Origin of the sequence: Myroides sp., assembly GCF_032073645.1 — a bacterium.
Lineage (GTDB): Bacteria > Bacteroidota > Bacteroidia > Flavobacteriales > Flavobacteriaceae > Flavobacterium > Flavobacterium odoratimimum.
The window spans coordinates 77,608-97,203 of the sequence record NZ_DAMANB010000012.1; the positions used below are offsets into that span (position 1 = coordinate 77,608).

General features: G+C 34.9%; 14 protein-coding genes. 7 read left to right on the forward strand and 7 right to left on the reverse strand.

Annotated elements, in window-relative coordinates:
• Positions 1–78: 78 nt before the first annotated feature.
• Positions 79–2,475, forward strand: coding sequence for a thiamine pyrophosphate-dependent enzyme (locus RT228_RS10465; protein WP_006259383.1), 2,397 nt, complete (start codon positions 79–81; stop codon positions 2,473–2,475).
• 238 nt (positions 2,476–2,713) lie between these two features.
• Positions 2,714–3,979, forward strand: a complete 1,266-nt coding sequence (locus RT228_RS10470; protein WP_006259382.1) for an aminotransferase class I/II-fold pyridoxal phosphate-dependent enzyme — start codon at positions 2,714–2,716, stop codon at positions 3,977–3,979.
• 62 nt (positions 3,980–4,041) lie between these two features.
• Here RT228_RS10470 and punC read toward each other — a convergent pair whose 3' ends face one another.
• From punC to RT228_RS10490, 4 genes are all read right to left on the reverse strand, one after another.
• Positions 4,042–5,217 (reverse strand): purine nucleoside transporter PunC, encoded by a 1,176-nt coding sequence (gene punC / locus RT228_RS10475; protein ID WP_006259381.1) that lies wholly within the window; start codon positions 5,215–5,217, stop codon positions 4,042–4,044.
• Between the two features lie 181 nt (positions 5,218–5,398).
• The gene (locus RT228_RS10480) at positions 5,399–6,061 is read right to left on the reverse strand and encodes a chloramphenicol acetyltransferase (protein WP_006259380.1); all 663 of its coding nucleotides are present in this window, start codon (positions 6,059–6,061) and stop codon (positions 5,399–5,401) included.
• 6 nt (positions 6,062–6,067) lie between these two features.
• A complete protein-coding gene (locus RT228_RS10485) occupies positions 6,068–6,847 on the reverse strand; it encodes an enhanced serine sensitivity protein SseB (RefSeq protein ID WP_006259379.1) in 780 nt (259 codons plus the stop codon).
• A 117-nt stretch (positions 6,848–6,964) separates the two neighbouring features.
• Positions 6,965–8,056: a M42 family metallopeptidase gene (locus tag RT228_RS10490; protein WP_006259378.1), complete on the reverse strand. Its 1,092-nt coding sequence runs from the start codon at positions 8,054–8,056 to the stop codon at positions 6,965–6,967.
• Positions 8,057–8,137: 81 nt separating this feature from the next.
• Between RT228_RS10490 and RT228_RS10495 the strand changes: the two genes are divergently transcribed.
• The 5 genes from RT228_RS10495 to RT228_RS10515 all read left to right on the forward strand — a co-directional run bounded on the left by RT228_RS10495 (position 8,138) and on the right by RT228_RS10515 (position 13,190).
• Positions 8,138–8,833 carry a DUF4294 domain-containing protein gene (locus tag RT228_RS10495; RefSeq protein ID WP_006259377.1) on the forward strand — a complete coding sequence of 232 codons (696 nt, stop codon included), beginning with the start codon at positions 8,138–8,140 and terminating at the stop codon, positions 8,831–8,833.
• Between the two features lie 47 nt (positions 8,834–8,880).
• Positions 8,881–9,966 carry a DNA polymerase III subunit gamma/tau gene (gene dnaX, locus RT228_RS10500; protein WP_006259376.1) on the forward strand — a complete coding sequence of 362 codons (1,086 nt, stop codon included), beginning with the start codon at positions 8,881–8,883 and terminating at the stop codon, positions 9,964–9,966.
• A gap of 71 nt (positions 9,967–10,037) precedes the next feature.
• Entirely contained in the window at positions 10,038–10,769 is a 732-nt protein-coding gene (locus RT228_RS10505) for a hypothetical protein (protein WP_006259375.1), read from the forward strand.
• A gap of 40 nt (positions 10,770–10,809) precedes the next feature.
• The gene (locus tag RT228_RS10510) at positions 10,810–11,640 is read left to right on the forward strand and encodes a S1 RNA-binding domain-containing protein (protein ID WP_006259374.1); all 831 of its coding nucleotides are present in this window, start codon (positions 10,810–10,812) and stop codon (positions 11,638–11,640) included.
• Between the two features lie 641 nt (positions 11,641–12,281).
• Positions 12,282–13,190 carry a helix-turn-helix transcriptional regulator gene (locus RT228_RS10515; RefSeq protein WP_006259373.1) on the forward strand — a complete coding sequence of 303 codons (909 nt, stop codon included), beginning with the start codon at positions 12,282–12,284 and terminating at the stop codon, positions 13,188–13,190.
• Positions 13,191–13,389: 199 nt separating this feature from the next.
• Here the strand turns inward: RT228_RS10515 and RT228_RS10520 are convergent, their stop codons facing one another.
• The 3 genes from RT228_RS10520 to RT228_RS10530 form a co-directional block, all read right to left on the reverse strand.
• Positions 13,390–14,766 carry a RagB/SusD family nutrient uptake outer membrane protein gene (locus RT228_RS10520; protein ID WP_313138655.1) on the reverse strand — a complete coding sequence of 459 codons (1,377 nt, stop codon included), beginning with the start codon at positions 14,764–14,766 and terminating at the stop codon, positions 13,390–13,392.
• A gap of 10 nt (positions 14,767–14,776) precedes the next feature.
• Complete coding sequence (locus tag RT228_RS10525; protein WP_006259371.1) at positions 14,777–17,824, reverse strand: SusC/RagA family TonB-linked outer membrane protein; 3,048 nt, start codon at positions 17,822–17,824, stop codon at positions 14,777–14,779.
• Between the two features lie 294 nt (positions 17,825–18,118).
• Positions 18,119–19,480, reverse strand: coding sequence for a sensor histidine kinase (locus RT228_RS10530; protein ID WP_006259370.1), 1,362 nt, complete (start codon positions 19,478–19,480; stop codon positions 18,119–18,121).
• Positions 19,481–19,596: the final 116 nt, after the last annotated feature.

Below are 19,596 nucleotides of genomic sequence, written 5' to 3' on the forward strand. Positions count from 1 at the left end.
ATATAATGAAGAAGTATGTACTAGCTTTTTTAGTGATATTATTTTATATTCGTAACAAGTAAATTAGTGTATTTTACAATGAGTCAAAAAGAAACAAAAACGGCTCTTTCTTACGATGATTTTAAGAAAGAAGTAATTCAAGATTATAAGATTGCGAAACTAAGTAGAGAATGTAGTTTACTTGGTAGACGTGAAGTGCTTACTGGAAAAGCGAAGTTTGGAATTTTTGGAGATGGAAAAGAGGTGCCACAGCTTGCTATGGCGAAGGCTTTTCAGAATGGAGACTTTAGATCTGGATATTACCGCGATCAGACTTTTATGATGGCGATAGGACAATTGACAGTAGAACAATTTTTTGCAGGACTTTTTGGACATGCTGATTTAGAGAATGATCCGATGTCTGGAGGTCGTCAGATGGGAGGGCACTTCGCTACTCACAGCTTAGACGAGAACGGAAATTGGAAAAAATTAGTTGACCAAAAAAACTCAAGTGCAGATATATCACCTACAGCTGGGCAAATGCCTAGATTATTAGGATTAGCTCAAGCTTCTAAATTTTATAGAGAGTTTGCAGATGCTGATAAGGAAGGAAACTTTTCTGTAAATGGTAATGAGGTAGCATGGGGTACGATAGGTAATGCTTCTACTTCAGAAGGATTATTCTTCGAGACTATCAATGCTGCTGGGGTATTACAAGTACCTATGGTAATGAATGTGTGGGATGACCAATACGGTATCTCTGTACACGCAAAATACCAAACTACAAAAGAGAATATCTCTGAGATATTAAAAGGATTCCAAAGAGATGAGCATGGTAATGGATATGAAATCTTACGTGTGAAAGGATGGGATTATGTAGCTTTAGTAGATACTTATAACCAAGCTTCTAAAATAGCTAGAGAAGAGCACGTACCTGTATTAGTACACGTACAAGAGTTAACTCAACCTCAAGGACACTCTACATCGGGTTCTCATGAGAGATATAAGAGTCCAGAGCGTTTAGCTTGGGAAGTAGAGCACGATTGTATCGTTCAGATGAGAAACTGGATGATTACTTCTGATATTGCTACTGCGGAAGAGTTAGATGAGCTAGATAAACAACTTAAAAAAGAAGTACTAGAAGGCAAAAAAGCTGCTTGGAAAGCTTATGTAGATCCAATCATCGCTGAGCGTAATGAATTAGTAGCTTTATTAGGTACTGTAGCTGCATCTAGTGCAAATAGAGTATTTATAGAGAAGATGGCTAATGATTTAGCTGGTATTAAAGAGCCAATCAGAAGAGATGTAATCACTACAGCTCGTAAGGTACTGAGAATGGTGATTAAAGAATCAGGTAAAGGTGCATTAGTGCAGTATATCGATGATTTCTTCGCTAAGAACCAACCTAGATATAGCTCTCACCTAATGACGGGTACAGCTACAGCTATTGAAGAGGTACTGCCTACTTATGATGCAGATGCTACAGAAGTAGATGCTCGTGTAGTACTAAGAGATAACTTCGATACTATCTTAGAAAATCATAAAAATGTGATGATCTTCGGAGAGGATTCTGGTAATATCGGTGACGTAAACCAAGGATTAGAAGGACTTCAAGAGAAACATGGATTAAATAGAGTAACAGATACTGGTATTAGAGAGGCTACTATCTTAGGTCAAGGTATCGGTATGGCAATGCGTGGGCTAAGACCTATCGCTGAGATTCAGTACTTAGATTACTTATTATATGCTATCCAAATCATGAGTGATGATTTAGCTACTCTTCAATATAGAACAGTAGGTCGCCAAAAAGCTCCATTGATTGTTAGAACACGTGGTCATAGATTAGAAGGTATCTGGCATTCAGGATCTCCTATGGGGATGATTATAAATGCAATCAGAGGAATGCATGTATTAGTTCCAAGAGATATGACAAAAGCAGCAGGATTCTACAATACTTTATTAGAGAGTGATGAGCCTGCTTTATTAATCGAGTGTCTTAATGGATACCGCTTAAAAGAGAAAATGCCTAATAACTTAGGGCAGTTTAAAACTCCTATCGGTGTAGTAGAGACAATCAAAGAAGGAAAAGATATGACAATCGTATCTTATGGTTCTACCTTAAGAATTATAGAGCAAGCTGCAAAAGAGTTGTTAGAAGTAGGAATAGATGTTGAGATTATAGATGCTCAGTCTTTATTGCCATTTGACTTGAACCACGATATCGTGAAGAGTCTTGCTAAAACAAATCGCCTGTTAGTTATCGATGAAGATGTGCCAGGTGGTGCTTCTGCTTATATCCTTCAAAAAGTGTTAGAAGAACAAAAAGGATACCGTCACTTAGATAGCGATCCTCAAACATTGACTTCTAAAGCACACAGACCTGCTTATGGTACAGACGGAGATTACTTCTCTAAGCCATCATCAGAAGATGTTTTTGAAAAAGTTTATGCAATGATGAATGAGGTAAATCCTAATTTATACCCTGCATTATATTAAAAATATGAAGTAAAAACCTCCCATATTGGGAGGTTTTTATTTTAAAAACACTTTTCATTAGATGTTTTGTGAAAAAAATGGTCATTTTGTTCGCGTTTTTATATTGAGATATTATATGTAAAATGCATTTAATACTATCACAGTTAGAGGGGTTTCGGTTCAAATAGTTCCCTATTTATTATGAAAGCATACAAAATATCATTATTTTTGCAATTGTTTTTTTAAACATAGTTATATTATGGTAAACGATTTATTTGACAGAATACAGAAAAATAAAGGGCCTTTAGGAAAATGGGCATCTCAAGCGGAAGGATATTATGTGTTTCCTAAGCTAGAGGGACCTTTGTCAAATCGTATGATGTTTCATGGAAAAGAAGTTATTAACTGGAGTATCAATGATTATTTAGGTTTATCTAATCACCCAGAAGTTAGAAAAGTAGATGCTGAAGCAGCTGCTGAATATGGAGCAGCTTATCCAATGGGTGCTCGTATGATGTCTGGACATACTACAATGCACGAGCAATTACAAAATGAATTAGCAGCATTCGTACAAAAAGAAGCAGCTTATTTATTAAACTTTGGTTACCAAGGGATGGTTTCTATCATCGACGCTTTAGTAACGAAGAATGATGTAATCGTATACGATGTAGATTCTCACGCTTGTATTATTGATGGTGTTCGTTTACATATGGGTAAACGTTTTACTTATAAACACAATGATATCGAAAGTATCGAAAAGAACTTAGAGAGAGCAACTAAAATGGCTGAAACTACAGGTGGAGGTATCTTAGTGATCACTGAGGGGGTATTCGGTATGAGAGGTCAACAAGGTAAATTAAAAGAAATAGTAGCTCTTAAAGAGAAATACAACTTCCGTTTATTAGTTGATGATGCTCATGGATTCGGTACTCTAGGTGCTACAGGAGCAGGAGCAGGTGAGGAGCAAGGATGTCAAGATGGTATCGATGTGTACTTCTCTACTTTTGCTAAGTCTATGGCTTCTATCGGAGCTTTCGTAGCAGCAGATAAAGATATTATTGATTATTTAAAATATAATTTACGTTCTCAAATGTTCGCAAAATCATTACCAATGATTTTCACTAAAGGAGCATTAAAACGTTTAGAGCTTTTAAGAACTAATCCTGAGTTAAAAGCGAAGTTATGGGAGAATGTAAACTTACTTCAGAATGGATTAAAAGACAGAGGATTCAACATCGGTGATACAAATACTTGTGTTACTCCTGTGTACTTAGAAGGAAGTATTCCTGAGGCAATGGTTATGGTAAATGACTTGAGAGAGAACTATAATATTTTCTTATCAATCGTTGTTTATCCAGTTATTCCTAAAGGAATTATCTTATTGAGAATGATTCCTACAGCAACTCATACTAAAGAGGATATCGATGAGACATTAAAAGCTTATGAAGCTATCCGCGAGAAGTTAGAGAATGGTACTTACAAACAAATTGCAGAAGCAACTACTGTAGATGTATCTAACGCATAATATGTAGATAGAATATATAAAAAAAAGGAACCTAAATATTTAGGTTCCTTTTTTTGTGTCTATTATTTTGAACTTTTTGTCAATCGGTAGGCTATGTATATTAGTGGAATAGTTCCGGTCATAACTAATACAGTAGTAAATAAAGCGTCTTCTGTAAATAGAGAAACTATGGAGCTAGCGATAAAACACATTCCTAATTGAATAGTGTTTTGCAGAGCAGCTGCTTTACCTGAGTTATTAGGATATAGCTTTAAAGCTTCTGAAACTACAATAGGGTATGATGCTCCATTGACAAAAGCCATTAAACAAAACGGGATTAATAAGGTAGTCAGGGTAGGAGTAGTAAACACTGCTAATGCTGTAAGTGAACTAATAGCGATAACAAATAATGCTATAAAGAAAGGCATTAATACGTCTCCATTTACTCTAGAAGATAGTGTTCTGTATCCAAAGCCACCTACTAAGAAGGCAATGGTCTGAGGTACAAAACTAAAGCCTATTTCGCTTTCATTGTATCCCATTTCTTTTAAGAAGAAAGGTGATCCTGTCAGCCATGCAAAGAAGGCAGCAGAGCACAATGCATAGATAAGTACATTACCTACGTATTTTTTTGACTTAAGTATTTCGAAATAAGAAATACTCTTTGCTTCAACTTGTACTGTTTCTTCTACTTTCTTTTCTTCTTTTATAGTGAAAGTGTATAAAATCAGAAGAACAGATATAATTGCTAATGTGATAAAGATAGATCTCCATCCGAAATGATCTAATAAGTATACTCCTAATAAAGGCGCTAGAGCGGGTGATAGGGCTACTAAAGGCATAATAGATGCAAATACCTTATTCGTCTCGCTAGAAGGATATTTTTCTATAACTAAGGCTTGCCAGCTAACAGCAGCAGCACATACTCCGATAGCTTGTATTAGTCTTAATACGATAAAGGCGATTACGCTATCTGTAAAGAAAATTGCTAAAGAGGAAATAGTGAATATACTAAGACCTATTATAATGGTTTTTGGTTTACCGACTTTGTCAGATATTGGTCCCCACATTAGTTGTGCGATAGCGTATCCAGCAAGGAATAAACTTAAGGTAGCGCTAATATTACTTTTAGTGGTGTCAAGATCAATACGCATCTTGTCAAATGCTGGTAAGTACATATCTGTTGCTAAAAACCCTATGATACTTAACCCTACTAGATATACTAAAAAGAAAAAACTATTCTTATGTTGTTGTGGCATATATTAAAAATTTTAGAATCGGCAAAAGTACACTAATTATATACGCGACAAGGGGGTTATTTGTCTAAGAAGGATAAATTAACAGAGACTATGAAGGGATTGATAGGGTAGTTGTTTGATAATGAGGTTTATTGAAGTAGGGAGGAAATAAAAAAAGGATTACCTCTTGTAGAGATAATCCTTATAATATCCAGTTTCTAGCATCGTTTGCGATATCTTGTATGTCTTGTAAGAACATGGAAGTGTGATATCCGTCTGCTATAGCATGATTGACATATATAGATAATGGTATTAAAACCTTATCATGCTCTTGATAATACTTGCCAAAACGAATAATTGGCTTTAAAAAATCAGAGTCATGAGAAGTATCTTGACTAATGCTCTCAAAGCTAATCCAAGGAACGCAAGAGATGGGAACAAAATTAGCAGGTAGACCTTCTTTTATCTTTATTCCTTTAACATCCTTGTACTTCTCGATATCAGAGATGATATTGTGGTGAAAAGCTTTAAAGTCATCAGCGTGTTCACTCCATAAATCAGAAAATGTTTTGTCATCTTCGTGAAAGAGGGTGTATTGTGGGGCTAAAAAATTCCATGTGCCTAGTTGACCTTCATGTATACAAGTGCGAAGCTCCTCACTGTTGTTAAGTGCTTTCATGATGATATATAAGAAGGTAGGAAAGAACTTGTATCCTTTACTTTTGTATAGACTGAATACTTCTGTAATTTCTATTTTAATACTTACCGTATATTTTGTCTTTAGAATATTTCGGTAATATTCATAGTAAGGAGTCCTGTTCCACGATTCTAAGTCGATAGGGGTGAATTTAGCTTCCTTTGCCATTGTTTGTTATTTTGTGTAGAAAGGAGTGGCGTGATTATAGAAATAATCGCTAAAGTTTCCATTCTTTTCTAACTTGATAATATCTATATATTCCTCTTTCGTTAAATGAGGTTTACAGAAGTTAGAGATTAAATCTGCTACTTCTTTAAAATCAGTTAATTCTTTAGCGCACTCTATCGCGAATACATAATGAGCATTTTTATCTAAGATCTCATTAAATGTCCAACCGATATAAGCTGCGTTAATAAGTTCGTGCTCAGAAAAGGCAGTTTTTAACTCTTCTAATAAAACAGTAGGTTCAGTCTCTGGTGCTCCTATTTTTACATTCATCTGAGCTTTTAATACAGGGCTACTTAAGGTGTTGAATATACTACCGTTCAGCATTTCTGCTATTTCTTCTACGACTAATTCTTTGTATACTTTAGAAAAAGGATTGACAATGATAGTAGCTCCTAGTGTCATTTCTAAGAAGTCATTTCCTCTTACTTTCATATAATCCATTTCTTGATGTATAGCACTAGCATCGTATATTCTATCTGGATGTGTAAATACAGGAATACAGTTGTTCTCAAAAGCAATAATAGGAGGTGTAGGATCCATGCTACCATCAGTCTTACCTTCTAAAGCTCCTTTTTCAACGAGCACATAAATATCATCTTTTAAAAAACGATTGTAAAATACAATTCTATATTCTGGATTGGTACCTGCTTGCTCAATGATTTGTGCAAGAGTTAAGTTTGTATTTAGTTTTGCAACTTTATTTTTGTTGCGATTGTAATTGGACATTATCTAAATGTATTTTTATTCAAAGATAGAGGATTTAATCATATTCCTTTGATTTGTTTGTATAAAATTGGTAGATAATTCATAAAAAATAAGGCAGCGAATGGCTGCCTTACTATGTTATTTAAAGTACGAAAAAGTTTCGTTATTCTCTATTTTAAGTAGTGTTTCGTAGATTAGTTTGATTGTGTTTTCAACATCATCTCTGTGAACCATCTCTACTGTAGTATGCATATATCTTAGAGGAAGAGAGATAAGTGCTGAAGCAACACCTCCATTGCTATAAGCAAAGGCATCTGTATCTGTACCTGTTACTCTGCTCATGGCATTGCGTTGGAAAGGAATATTGTTATACTCAGCTGTTTCTTCGATTAACTCTCTTAAGTTATTTTGGATAGCAGGAGCATATCCTACTACAGGACCTCTACCAATCTTATTATCCCCTTCGATATTCTTGTCTACCATCGGTGTATTAGAATCATGACAAACATCTGTTACGATAGCTACATTAGGTTTAATCGTTTGTGTGATCATTTCAGCACCTCTTAATCCTACTTCTTCTTGAACTGCGTTTACGATATAAAGTCCAAAAGGTAGTGCCTTGTTATTCTCCTTTAATAAACGAGCTACTTGTGCAATCATAAAACCACCCATTCTGTTGTCAATAGCACGACATACAAAACGATTATTGTTTAAGATAGTGAAAGTGTCAGGGTATGTAATCACACAACCTACATGTACTCCTAATGCTTCTACTTCAGCCTTAGAGTCACATCCTAGGTCAATAAAGTTTGTTTCTATTTTTGGAGATTCTTCTTTTCCAGCTCTATTTCTGATGTGTATAGCAGGCCATCCGAATACACCTTCTACAATTCCTTTTTTAGTATGGATATGTACTCGTTTAGAAGGGGCGATCATGTGATCACTACCACCATTTCTAACTACGTGAATAAAACCTTCTTCAGTGATATACTTAACGTACCAAGAGATTTCGTCAGCGTGTCCTTCTATCACAACTTTATAAGGAGCATCAGGATTGATTATTCCTACAGCAGTACCATAAGTGTCTGTAATAAAAGTGTCTACATAAGGTTTTAGATATTCCATCCAAGTCTTTTGGTTATTTGACTCATGTCCAGTAGGAGATGGGTTATTTAAATATGTTTCTAAAAAAGCTAGTGAACTGTCATCTAGAATTGTCTTTGTACTCATGATTTTATTTTTTTGCTAATTTACCTAATACTATTATTATTACTCAACAAAAAGAGATAATTTTGGAGTATAATTTAGGTTATGAAAAAGCTTTTAGTAATTAGTTTTGTGTTTTTTGTGCAATACCTTATTGCACAAGATAAGAAGCTAGTTGAAGTACCAGAGATACCGCATGAACTCATAATAGAAGGAGATACTATACAGGAATATACTATTCCTGAGATTTATATTGGGGTAGATATTAAAGACGAGAAGTATCGACGTGATATGATTATTCTTCGCAATAGATTGCGTAGAGTATATCCTTATGCAAAGGCAACAGCAGAGAATCTAGTGATTCTTAATGCAAACCTAGATAAGATGACTAGTAATAGTGATAAGCGTAAATATATAAAACGCTCTCAGAAATATCTAGAAGAACAGTTTACAGCGAGATTAAAGAAACTGTCTCGTAATGATGGGAAAGTGCTGATTAAGCTTATTGATCGTCAGACAGGACAGACTGTATATAAATTGATTAAGGAGTTTAAAAGTGGGTGGAAGGCTTTTTGGTCTAATACTGCCGCCCGAACATTCAGTTTAGATTTGAAGTCGGAGTATCATCCAGAACTTTATTTGGATGACTTTTATATAGAAGTACAGTTACAGTATTTGTTTTATACTTTTGAGTTAGAAAGCAGAGAGCCTCATAAGCCTATTCACTTAAATGAACTTAGAAAACAGTGGTCAAACAAGATAGGTAAAGATGAGTTTTTCCCTGCTGAGTTAAGAGAATAATTTCTGTATTCTAAAAAATAAACTACCTTTGCGATAATAAGAGACCTATGGAACAATTTATCGTATCTGCCCGAAAATATAGACCCCAAACATTTAGAGATGTAGTAGGCCAACAAGCTATTACAAGTACTCTAGTTAATGCTATTGAGAGTAATCACTTAGCACAGGCTTTGTTATTTACAGGACCTAGAGGAGTAGGTAAGACGACATGTGCTCGTATTTTAGCTAGAAAGATAAACCAAGAGGGATATGATGATCCAAATGAGGACTTTGCATTTAATGTATTTGAATTAGATGCTGCGTCTAATAACTCAGTGGATGATATCAGAAGTCTTATTGATCAAGTGCGTATACCACCACAGACTGGAAAGTATAAGGTGTATATTATAGATGAGGTGCACATGCTATCTTCTGCAGCGTTTAATGCTTTCTTAAAAACATTAGAAGAACCGCCTCGTCATGCTATTTTTATATTAGCAACTACCGAGAAGCATAAGATCATACCAACTATCTTATCTAGATGTCAGATATTTGATTTTAAACGAATCACTATTGCTGATGCGGCTAATCACTTAGCTGATGTTGCTAGAAGTCAAGGAGTCAACTTTGAGGATGATGCCTTGCGTATTATAGCGCAGAAAGCTGATGGTGCTATGCGTGATGCATTATCTATATTTGATAGAGTTGTTTCTTATTGTGGTAGAAACTTAACAAGACAAGCTGTTGCTGAAAATCTTAATGTATTAGACTTTGAATATTATATTCGTATCACTGATTTTGTTTTACAGAATAATATTCCTGCATTATTACTAGCGTATAATGATATCTTATCTAAAGGATTTGATGGACACCATTTTGTATCTGGATTGGCTTCTCACTTTAGAGATTTGATGGTTTGTAAAACACCTGAGACAATCAATCTATTAGAGATTGGAGATCATGGAAAACAATTGTTTTATAATCAGTCACAACAAACATCAATGCCTTTCTTGTTACAAGCAATAGAGATAGCGAATGATTGTGATTTAAAGTATAAATCAAGTCAAAACCAGAGATTACTAGTAGAATTGTGTCTAATGCAGTTAGCGTCTTTATCTTTTGAAGGCGAAAAAAAAAAGATAAACAATTTATAATACCAGCTTTAGCGCTTAAAGAATTACTTCATAATAGACAATTTACAAGTAATTTAGATGAGTTAAATGCTTTGGCAAGTGTAAGTAAAAACACATCTGTACAAGAGGTAAATAGTATTCACCAATCAGCTCAAAACATACAAGTGCCTAATAATGTACCTGTAGTAGAGCAAGGTGGCTATGCTCAAAGTGTAAATAATCAATATGATAATACAGTTGCTCCTCAAGGAGCTCAAACTGTTGAGTCAAATCATCTAGTACAACCTCAGGCAAGTGAGTCATTAAATAATCAGTCACTCAATATAGAAAGTAATACTAATCCTATAGCAGAACAACCTAAAAGAGCTTCTGCCTTATCGTTGACTAGTATTCGAAACAGAAAAGAGTTGGCTTCGTCTCTAGAAAAAGTTGTAATTAACCCTGATGACTTACCTAAACAGGCTTTTACCTATGATCAGTTAATGGGAGAATGGAACTATTATATAGATCGTTTGACTAGAGCAGGATTAATGCTAATGGCTTCTTTAATGCGAATGGCTCAACCTACTTTGTATGAAGCTCGTATTGAATTAGAATTGCCAAATGAGGGTTCTAAATTGAGTTTTGAAGAGAATAAGTATGACTTGGTTAATTACCTTCGCAAAAAATTACAGAACTTTGCAATTGAATTAAATATTACTGTAAACGAAGAGATTAAGCTAGTTAAGAGAGTATTAGACTCAAAAGATAAGTACCAACATTTTATAGAGATTAATCCTGAAGTAGAGGTATTGAAGGACATTTTTGACTTAGAATTAAAGTAAAAGTGAACTTAAGTTCACAATATAAAAGATATACAAGAATATGATTAAAATAGGAGATGATAATAAATTAAAGGTTGCTCGTTTAGCGGGTATTGGACTTTATTTAACAGATGGTGAAACAGATATTCTTTTACCTAGTAAATACGAACCTGAGAATATTAGAGTTGGAGATGAGATGATTGTCTTTGTTTACTTAGATCAAGAAGAAAGACCAGTAGCTACTACTTTAGAGCCTAAAATATATGTAAATGAGTTTGCGTTATTAAAAGTAAGCTACATTAATGAATATGGAGCCTTTATGGATATGGGGTTAGAAAAGGATTTGTTCGTTCCATTTAGAGAACAAGCCCGTCCTATGAAAGAAGGGAATAGATATCTGATCTATATGTATCTTGATGATCAAAGTAAGCGATTGGTAGGTTCTAGTAAATTAAAGCAGTTTGTCGATAATAAGGATATTACTGTAGAAGAAGGAGAAGAAGTAGAACTAGTTGTATCTCATATTACAGATTTAGGTATTAATGTAATTATCAATGAAAAACATGCTGGTCTTATGTATAAGAATGAAGTGTTTGAAGAGTTACACACAGGAGATCGTATCATAGGGTATATTAAATCTATTCGTCCTGATGGAAAAATAGACGTTAGTAGAAACAAATTAGGTTTTGATGGAGTAGTAGACAGTGCTACAATTATTATCAGAGAATTAGAGCACAACAGAGGTTTCTTAGGGCTGAATGATAATAGTCATCCAGAAGATATCAAGACAGTTCTAAACATGAGTAAAAAGACCTTTAAAAAGGCAATAGGAACTCTTTATAAAGAGAAGAAGATAGAGATAAAAGAAGATGGTATTTATCTAGTGAGATAGTATCTGAGTTATATAGTATAAGAAGAGGGAGTCATGGGTAAAGTGACTCCTTTTTTATACCTGTATATTGTGGTTAGTAGTTTCTTTACTCAATAAATTACTTGCTTTACTTTTTTTTAGATTATGAAGATTGGTAAATTAATATGTTTGTAATGTTCTTTTAGATGAGCGAATTGTTTTTTAATTAGGAGCGAACATTGTATAGAAGTATCATTACTATCAACCATACTTAGTATAGAACGTGCATATTGTGAGTTGTATAACTTGTGATGCAATTTCTAGTAGAGTGTTGGCTAGCTAAGAATTTAGAGTGTCCCCATAGCGTCTATATTTAAAATAGACGCTATTTTTATTAATAAAGGTGTAATCAAATAACCTTATCGTTGCCTGATTTAAGCTATTTATAAATGTGTTAATACATAGTTGAAGTAGCTGGTTATGAATAAATATTTCAACTATTCTCAAATTGAGATTACTGGGCTTAACTAAGAAAAAAGACACTTTCACCCAATTTTTGAATACCTTCTATTATATAGGATTACTTTTGTATCCCAATTAGATAGTTTTTTTTATTAGAGAAAAAAGCTAATTTAGTTATTTATAAAAAACACAACTATCACTTAATTTTAATTGGGGTTAAAATGAAGAAATTACGCTATTATTTTTTGGTATTAAATTACCTGAATCAAAATCATTATCCTTCGCGGGAAAAGCTTTTAGAGTACTTAGCAAGTTATGACATTGATATTAGTGAACGTACACTGTATCGCGCACTTAGTGACTTGTCTACAGAGTTTGGGGTAGAGGTATCACTAGATAATGCTAAAAAAGGGTATTATATTGCTCCTAAATATTTGGCAAGAGCAAATCAAGTTTTATTACATTTAAAAGATCTGGTAACTACAGATATACTTAATTCGAGTAATGGATCTAGGGAGTCAGCTTCTACTTATATCGATCCAGTATCTAAGAAAGGAGTATTGCCAATAGATACGATTAGAATGATCTATACAGCAATGACGAAAAATCAAAAAATATCTTTTACTTATACTAATCAGTCAGAAGGAGAGCCATATCGTGTGAAAATAGCACCTATACTGTTTAAAGAATTTGAAGATGCGTGGTATGTTGTTGCGTTAGAAGATAATGATTACCATACTTACTTTTTAGATACTATATCAGATGTGATGATTGAGAACGAACGTTTTAAAGGATGCTCAGAGTCAGCTAGAACTAAGTTTAGTGAAATTATAGGCTTAAACTTTACCGATCAAGATGTTCACGAAGTAGTCCTTTCATTTGATAAGAGTCAAAGAGCTGTTTTAAATTCTTGCCCACTTCACTCATCTCAGGTAATTACAGAGAGTGTATGTGGAGAACGTATTTTAGCTACTTTATTAGTAAAACCAAATTATGAGTTGAAGCAACAAATCATGAAGTTTGGTAAATATGTGAAAGTCGTTTCACCAGAAAGACTAAAGGAAGAAGTTATTGAAGAATTGCGTTTTGCTTTAGAGCAACACCAAGACGAATATATAAAAATACATTAGTTTGGGGGAATTAATGTAGAAGTTGTAACTGTATATGATAAGTTATTATTAAGTCAAAATATACAGATATAACGGTTAGTTTGTTTCGAAAACAATAGCAGGTGGGGGCCTGCTATTGTTGATTTATACTTTAGAGTATGAATCGAGGTTTATTGTAAATGAAAAAGGCTATTCTGTTTAGGAATAGCCTTTTTTAGTATTAGTATTTTAACGCTGGATTAGCTTGTACTTCTTTTTGTGGAATAGGTAGTTGATAGTATTCATCAAAAGCATTAATTATCGTGTTATCAGTATCTACTGCTAGATCACGTGAATCTCTTTCTAATGGCAAGCCTAATCTTTTTAAATCAAAATAGCGATGTCCTTCGAAGGATAATTCTAAGAAACGCTCTTGTAATACATCCTGTAGCGTCACAGTAGTAAAGTGAGTATTATCTTTAATTCTATTGTCTCTAAGCGTATTAATATCATTAGTAGCACTGGTATTATTACCTAGTTTTAGATATGCTTCTGCGCGTATAAGATACATTTCACTGATGCGAAATACTTTGTAATCATTAATACGATCGTTGAATGCGCTACCATCATATTTACTGATGACTGCATCATCTTCTATACCGAAGAAGTGTTCATACCTTTGGTCATTTTCTGAGTCAAAATGATCTCTTAGCTTCTGTGAAGCATAGTACAGTGTTTTACCATTGCTGAAGTCATACCAGAATATGTTAGGTCTAATGTTGTCATCATTGTTGCGCTTCAGTTTAAAAATAACCTCAGCATTAGAAGTGTCCTCCCATATTCCTTCAAACTCTTTTGCCGTTGCTAGTGGATATTTATTAATTAGCAGAGTACTATATCTTTCTGCTTTTGTATAGTCATGTGAATATAATGCCACACGTGCAGTTAAAGCTAAGATAGCATCCTCACTTAAGCGAATAGTGGTATCTTTATTAATATGCTGTTCTGCTTCCACTAGATCATTCTCTAGTTGTTTATAGAAGTCTTGTATTGTTTGTTTACCTGGCTTCCCATATACATCAGAACTCGTCTTATAAGGGATTGTATAAGCTGTCATCCCTAAGTATTCAGACTGTCCAAACATACGGTGTAGTTCGAAGTGTATTAAAGCTCTTAGACCGTGTAATTCACTCTTTAGTTCCTTTAGTTTTTCTACTTCAGCCTCATTGCTAGTAGGCACTTTATGGATGTTTTCTAGTAGTGTGTTAATCTTGTACACGCTGTGGTAGTAATCTATCCATATCTGTTGTAGAAGGTCATCGTCTGCGCTAAAAGTCCATCGGTTAAGATTGACAGCATAAGAGTTTACCCCAGCATTACTAGGAGCTAGTTTACAATCATCTGCCATGATCGAACCGATTAAGGTATTGTATTCTAGGTTTAGCTCTGTATAAGCTCCTAATACTCCAAACTCAAATTGCTTAACCGAACTGTAAATATGTTCTTCATTTACAGCATCTTTAGGGTCTATATCTAGCATACTATCACAACTCTGGAAACTAATAGCTCCTAATGCTAAGCATAGTATTGCACTGATTTTATATATGGTTGTTCTCATTGTCATTGCTTTAAAAAATTACTTTTACACCTGCTGTGATGGTACGTGGTAATGGGTATTCATATTGGTACCAGTTGTTGTCATCTTCAGGATCTTGTCCTTTGAAGTTTGTCCAAGTCAATAGGTTTTGCCCTTGAGCGAATATATTGATCTCTTTCACTATTTTATTCCATTTACCGAAGTCTTTAAATCTATAGTTTACACTTAAGTTTCTAAGTTTTAAGTAATCTGCTTTTTGTAGCTCTCTATCAGTCATATAACGAGCGTATTTTGCACTAGGATTATCGCTGACATCACCAGGGTTTTGCCACATATCTAACATACTTGTAGACTGGTTATAGATACGGTAAGTTTGGTCTGCGGATGTTCTGTAAAACTCTCCTGTGTTAAGTCTATACATTCCTTTAATAAAAGAGAATAAGGCGCTTACTTCTAAGTTTTTGTATTTAAAGTTAGTTGTAAACCCTCCTTTGATAGCAGGGTCAAACCCTCCTTTAACTAATACAGCATTATCAGGATCATAAGTAGTCGTGATATTACCTTCTTTGTCATAATAGAGTGGAGCACCTGTCTGCTGATCTACACCAGCCCATTTCACCATATAGAAATGTCCTATTTGCTTGCCGACTTGATGGATAGAGTAGTCTTCTGTGATGATTTCATCCTCATCTCCTAGGCTCAAGATTTTATTCTTGTTATAAGCAAAGTTAACTCCTAAGTTAAAGGTGAAGTCTCCACTTCTTACCACATCTCCAGACAGTTTTAATTCAATACCACGGTTTCGAATTTTACCCATATTATCTGCTATGGATTCAAACCCCGATGTACTAGAAAGAGATCTATCTAAGAATAAATCACTCGTAATACGGTTATAGAAGTCTATTTCTCCAATTAATCTGTTTTCAAATAAACCGAACTCTAACCCTAAGTCTAGAATCTTATTCATTTCCCAGTTGTACTGATTGTTCCCTGGCGTTATAGGGTTAAGGGCAGTACCTCCGTTGTATTGACCAGGGCCATAAAGACGGCGGTACCCGAAGTCACTAGCGAAGCCATTAGCATTACCTGTTAATCCATAACTAGCTCTTAAACGTGCCATAGAGATAACATCTATATTCTGCATAAAGTCTTCTGTTTTCATATTCCAACTACCTCCCACAGCATAGAAGTACTTATATCTGTTATTACGAGGTACACGGGATGAACCATCTCTTCTTAAGCTCGTAGACAACGTAAATCTGTTCTCATATGAGTATCTCACTAAAGCAACTTGAGAAAGTAATAAGTTCTCAGAAGCTCTACCCTCTATCTTAGGAATGAAGTCATTCTCAGGTGTACCTGGTGTGATACCACCTGCGGTATGGTCTAGCCCATCTATTAACCCATATCCTGTAAAGCCGTGATAGTTATACTTCTGTCTATTCATCTCCATTAAGGCTATCGCTTCTATCTCGTGTGCATCCCATCTGTATTTATAGTTAGCCCCGAAGTTAGCCATTAGCCCGATGTTAGTCTGATCACCTTGACTATACATTCCTTTACCACCTTCTTCTACTAGGTCTCCGAAGTACGTATCAGGTTTGATGATATGTGTATTACTTAGCTTAGTATAATCAACCCCTATTGTACTAGTAAGTTTAAAGTCATCTGTAATATCAAAAGCAAAGTTACCTGCTAATACACCTTTCTGCTGTTTTTCTCTTCGGCTAACATCGTTATACATTGCTAAAGCATTTGTACCAAATCTATTCGTACCAGGAGTAAGTTTTCCATCTTCATCATACGGATTCTCATAAGGTAACGCGAAGTACATAGAAGCTACAGGATTTGTCTCGCTTACATCAAAGTCAGACTCTGAAGTTTGACTATTAATATTCGCTAAGTTGAAGAAGAAGTTAGTACTCAATCTACCAGACTTATGGTGAATATTACTATTCACATTGAACTTTTCTATACCTGAGTTGTATAATACACCATCTTGTTTGAAGTAGTTTAATGAAGTATAGTGTTGAGTCTTATCATCGCCCCCTTGGAAGCTTAAGTTATGAGATTGATTAATCCCTCTTCTCATTAACTTCTTTTTCCAATCAATATTAGTCTGTCTAATCTCAGCTAATCGTCTATCTCCTTCTATATAATCAACATCTGTCTTAGCTACCTGTACACCATTTACTGTCTTATAAGGGTTGTTTCTAGAATATGCCCATCCAGGTAAGTCTTGGTCTTGAAGCATTTCTTCGAACTGAAGACGTTGGTTCGTATTCATCATATCCCATTTGCTGTTATTGGCTTCAGAATACCCGTATTGAGTTTGATAAGTTACCCTTAATCCATCAGAGTCATGTGCCCCTTTCTTAGAAGTGATTACGATCACCCCATTAGCTCCTCTAGAACCATACTGAGCAGTAGCCGCTGCATCTTTTAGAACAGTGATATCTTCAAAGTCTTCAGGATTCAGAGCAGAAAATGTAGCAGGAGAGATAGGCATTCCATTTAATACATAAAGAGGATTCGTGTTCTCATCCTGAAGAGAACCGATACCGCGGATAGTCACCCTACCAGGAGTACCAGGTTGCCCAGAAGGAGAAGCCACATATAACCCAGGCACTTGTCCTTGTAAGGCTTGATCCATAGAACTCACTTGTGATTTATTGATCGCTTGAGCTTCTATTTTACTGACAGCTCCTGTTGTTTTAGAACGAGACTGTTTAGTATATCCTGTTACGACAATTCCTTCTAATAAATTATCCTCTACATCTAAGTCTATAAATGAAGGATAATCTCCCACCTTTATTGTTATTTCTTTATCTGTATATCCGATATAAGTTAGGCGTAGTTTTATCTCTTTTAAGTCTGTATTGTCTAATTCGAATTGTCCATTGTCTAAAGTAATATCTACTTTATCATTTGTAATGTCTTCGATAGTCACGCCAGGTAGCGGAATTAGCGTTTCCGCATCTCTCACCACGATAGGTGCTTTTTTATCCTGTGCATAGCTAGTCACTGTCGCTGACAGTACTAAAGCTAGGGATAACAATGATCTTTTAGTGATATGCATAAAATAAATTCTTGTCTATTTTTTTACTTTCTTTTTAACAAGGCAAACTTATTTCACGATAATTAGGACGGTCTTAAAGAGATGTGAATAGGGGATTAAAAGGAGATTAGAAAATTTTAATGTGAGATTGGGTTTAACAGTTTTCATCTGATGTTTAATAGTTAAATACTCTTAGAGGGCCTACCAAGCTCCTTCAACAAACAACTCCACAACATCACAAAAAAAACAGCGAGTATAAAATCTTATACTCGCTGTTAGGTTGAATTATAATTTAGATAATGATTGAGATGACTACTATTGATGCAGTTTCGGAATCATTAAGGTCACTTTAGTACCTACTGTTAGTTCTGATTCTATGGTCAATGTGCCTTTGTGCAATTGTACTATTTTAGAAGCTAACGATAGACCTAGTCCAGTTCCTTTTATCCCGAATGCATTACTAGAACGGTAAAAAGGAAGAAATAGTTTGTCTAGATCCTCTTTTTTTATCCCAATGCCTTTATCTTCTACTATAATAATGATATTGTGGGTATCAGTATCCAGTGTTACTTCTATAGGTGCATTGTGAGAAAACTTGTTGGCATTCAATATAATATTAGAAAGGGCTAGCTCTAATAAGTTGCCGTTGCCATTAAAGAATAGCTCGTGTAAGTCTTCTTCTGTGCTGATGGTCAGGTTTAGGTTTAAGTCTTTTTGAGCTGCTATAAGGTGGTCTATCATCGTCCACCAGAATTCTTCAAAAGCATGTCTATGTAATGGATACACAGAACTGTCTAGTTGTGATAATGCCAATAGATTATTGATCATCTGATCTATGTGTATTGCATCGTTCACTACCCCTTGTAGTACCTTTACGTACTCCTGTTCTGTTCTGCTCTGACGTAGCGCTATCTCAGCATTCCCCATAAGAGAAGCGATAGGCGTTTTTAGCTCATGCGAAGCATGAGACACGAATGCCTGTTGGTTGTCAAAGGATTCTTGTACTCGATTAAAGAGATCATTAATAGTCTCGCTTAACGTACGTATCTCGTCTTTAGACATATCCTGTGTAGGGATGGGCTGAAATAAAGTATTTATATTCTTCTTCGCGAAGTACTTATTAATTCTGGTAATCGGGATTAGAAAATAACCAGCGAATAAACGCGAGAGGAAAAAAGTAATAAGTAAGGCAATCACTAGACTGATCAGCATAACTGTTCTTAACTGTTGTAATGCTGCTACTCCTTTTTCATTAGTTGCTTTAGCCATCACGATAAAGTCCCCAGAATTATCTCTATAGAAAATACCTACCACGTACTCCTGATCAAGTTTAAAGTATATCTTCTTTTTTGCAATAACCTCTTCTAGTGTCTTTTTATCCCATTTTAGATCCCCTTCTTCTATAAAGGTTGGATCTAGATTAATGTCATAGATTCTTATTTTCTCTAGAGGTAATGTACGAGGATATTTGCGCAAGACCTCATCGAACTCTGCCTTGGTGAAGTTGTCTTCTGCTAGATAGTTATGGCCTACTGTGAAGGCGCGATCTTCTAATTGTTTAAAGAAGGTATTTTGCCAATGGCTAGATACTACAAAATAGACTGCAATTAGCACTCCCAATAGGAGTATCGCAAATAAGCCAGAGAACTGTAGTGAAAGTCTATTGCGTATTTTCATTATTCTGTTTTTTTGTGAAATAGTCTTTTTGTGAAATAGTCTTTTTGTGAAATCGTTTTTTTGTGATGTCGTGATGTTGTGAAACTGTTTAGGCTATTGTATCAATCATTAGGCTA

What these genes read in the sequence shown, in the direction of transcription:
- RT228_RS10465 (WP_006259383.1), top strand. Translation starts at nt 79, where the DNA reads ATGAGTCAAAAAGAAACAAAAACGGCTCTTTCTTACGATGATTTTAAG.
- RT228_RS10470 (WP_006259382.1), top strand. Translation starts at nt 2,714, where the DNA reads ATGGTAAACGATTTATTTGACAGAATACAGAAAAATAAAGGGCCTTTA.
- punC (WP_006259381.1), bottom strand. Translation starts at nt 5,217, where the DNA reads ATGCCACAACAACATAAGAATAGTTTTTTCTTTTTAGTATATCTAGTA.
- RT228_RS10480 (WP_006259380.1), bottom strand. Translation starts at nt 6,061, where the DNA reads ATGGCAAAGGAAGCTAAATTCACCCCTATCGACTTAGAATCGTGGAAC.
- RT228_RS10485 (WP_006259379.1), bottom strand. Translation starts at nt 6,847, where the DNA reads ATGTCCAATTACAATCGCAACAAAAATAAAGTTGCAAAACTAAATACA.
- RT228_RS10490 (WP_006259378.1), bottom strand. Translation starts at nt 8,056, where the DNA reads ATGAGTACAAAGACAATTCTAGATGACAGTTCACTAGCTTTTTTAGAA.
- RT228_RS10495 (WP_006259377.1), top strand. Translation starts at nt 8,138, where the DNA reads ATGAAAAAGCTTTTAGTAATTAGTTTTGTGTTTTTTGTGCAATACCTT.
- dnaX (WP_006259376.1), top strand. Translation starts at nt 8,881, where the DNA reads ATGGAACAATTTATCGTATCTGCCCGAAAATATAGACCCCAAACATTT.
- RT228_RS10510 (WP_006259374.1), top strand. Translation starts at nt 10,810, where the DNA reads ATGATTAAAATAGGAGATGATAATAAATTAAAGGTTGCTCGTTTAGCG.
- RT228_RS10515 (WP_006259373.1), top strand. Translation starts at nt 12,282, where the DNA reads ATGAAGAAATTACGCTATTATTTTTTGGTATTAAATTACCTGAATCAA.
- RT228_RS10520 (WP_313138655.1), bottom strand. Translation starts at nt 14,766, where the DNA reads ATGAGAACAACCATATATAAAATCAGTGCAATACTATGCTTAGCATTA.
- RT228_RS10525 (WP_006259371.1), bottom strand. Translation starts at nt 17,824, where the DNA reads ATGCATATCACTAAAAGATCATTGTTATCCCTAGCTTTAGTACTGTCA.
- RT228_RS10530 (WP_006259370.1), bottom strand. Translation starts at nt 19,480, where the DNA reads ATGAAAATACGCAATAGACTTTCACTACAGTTCTCTGGCTTATTTGCG.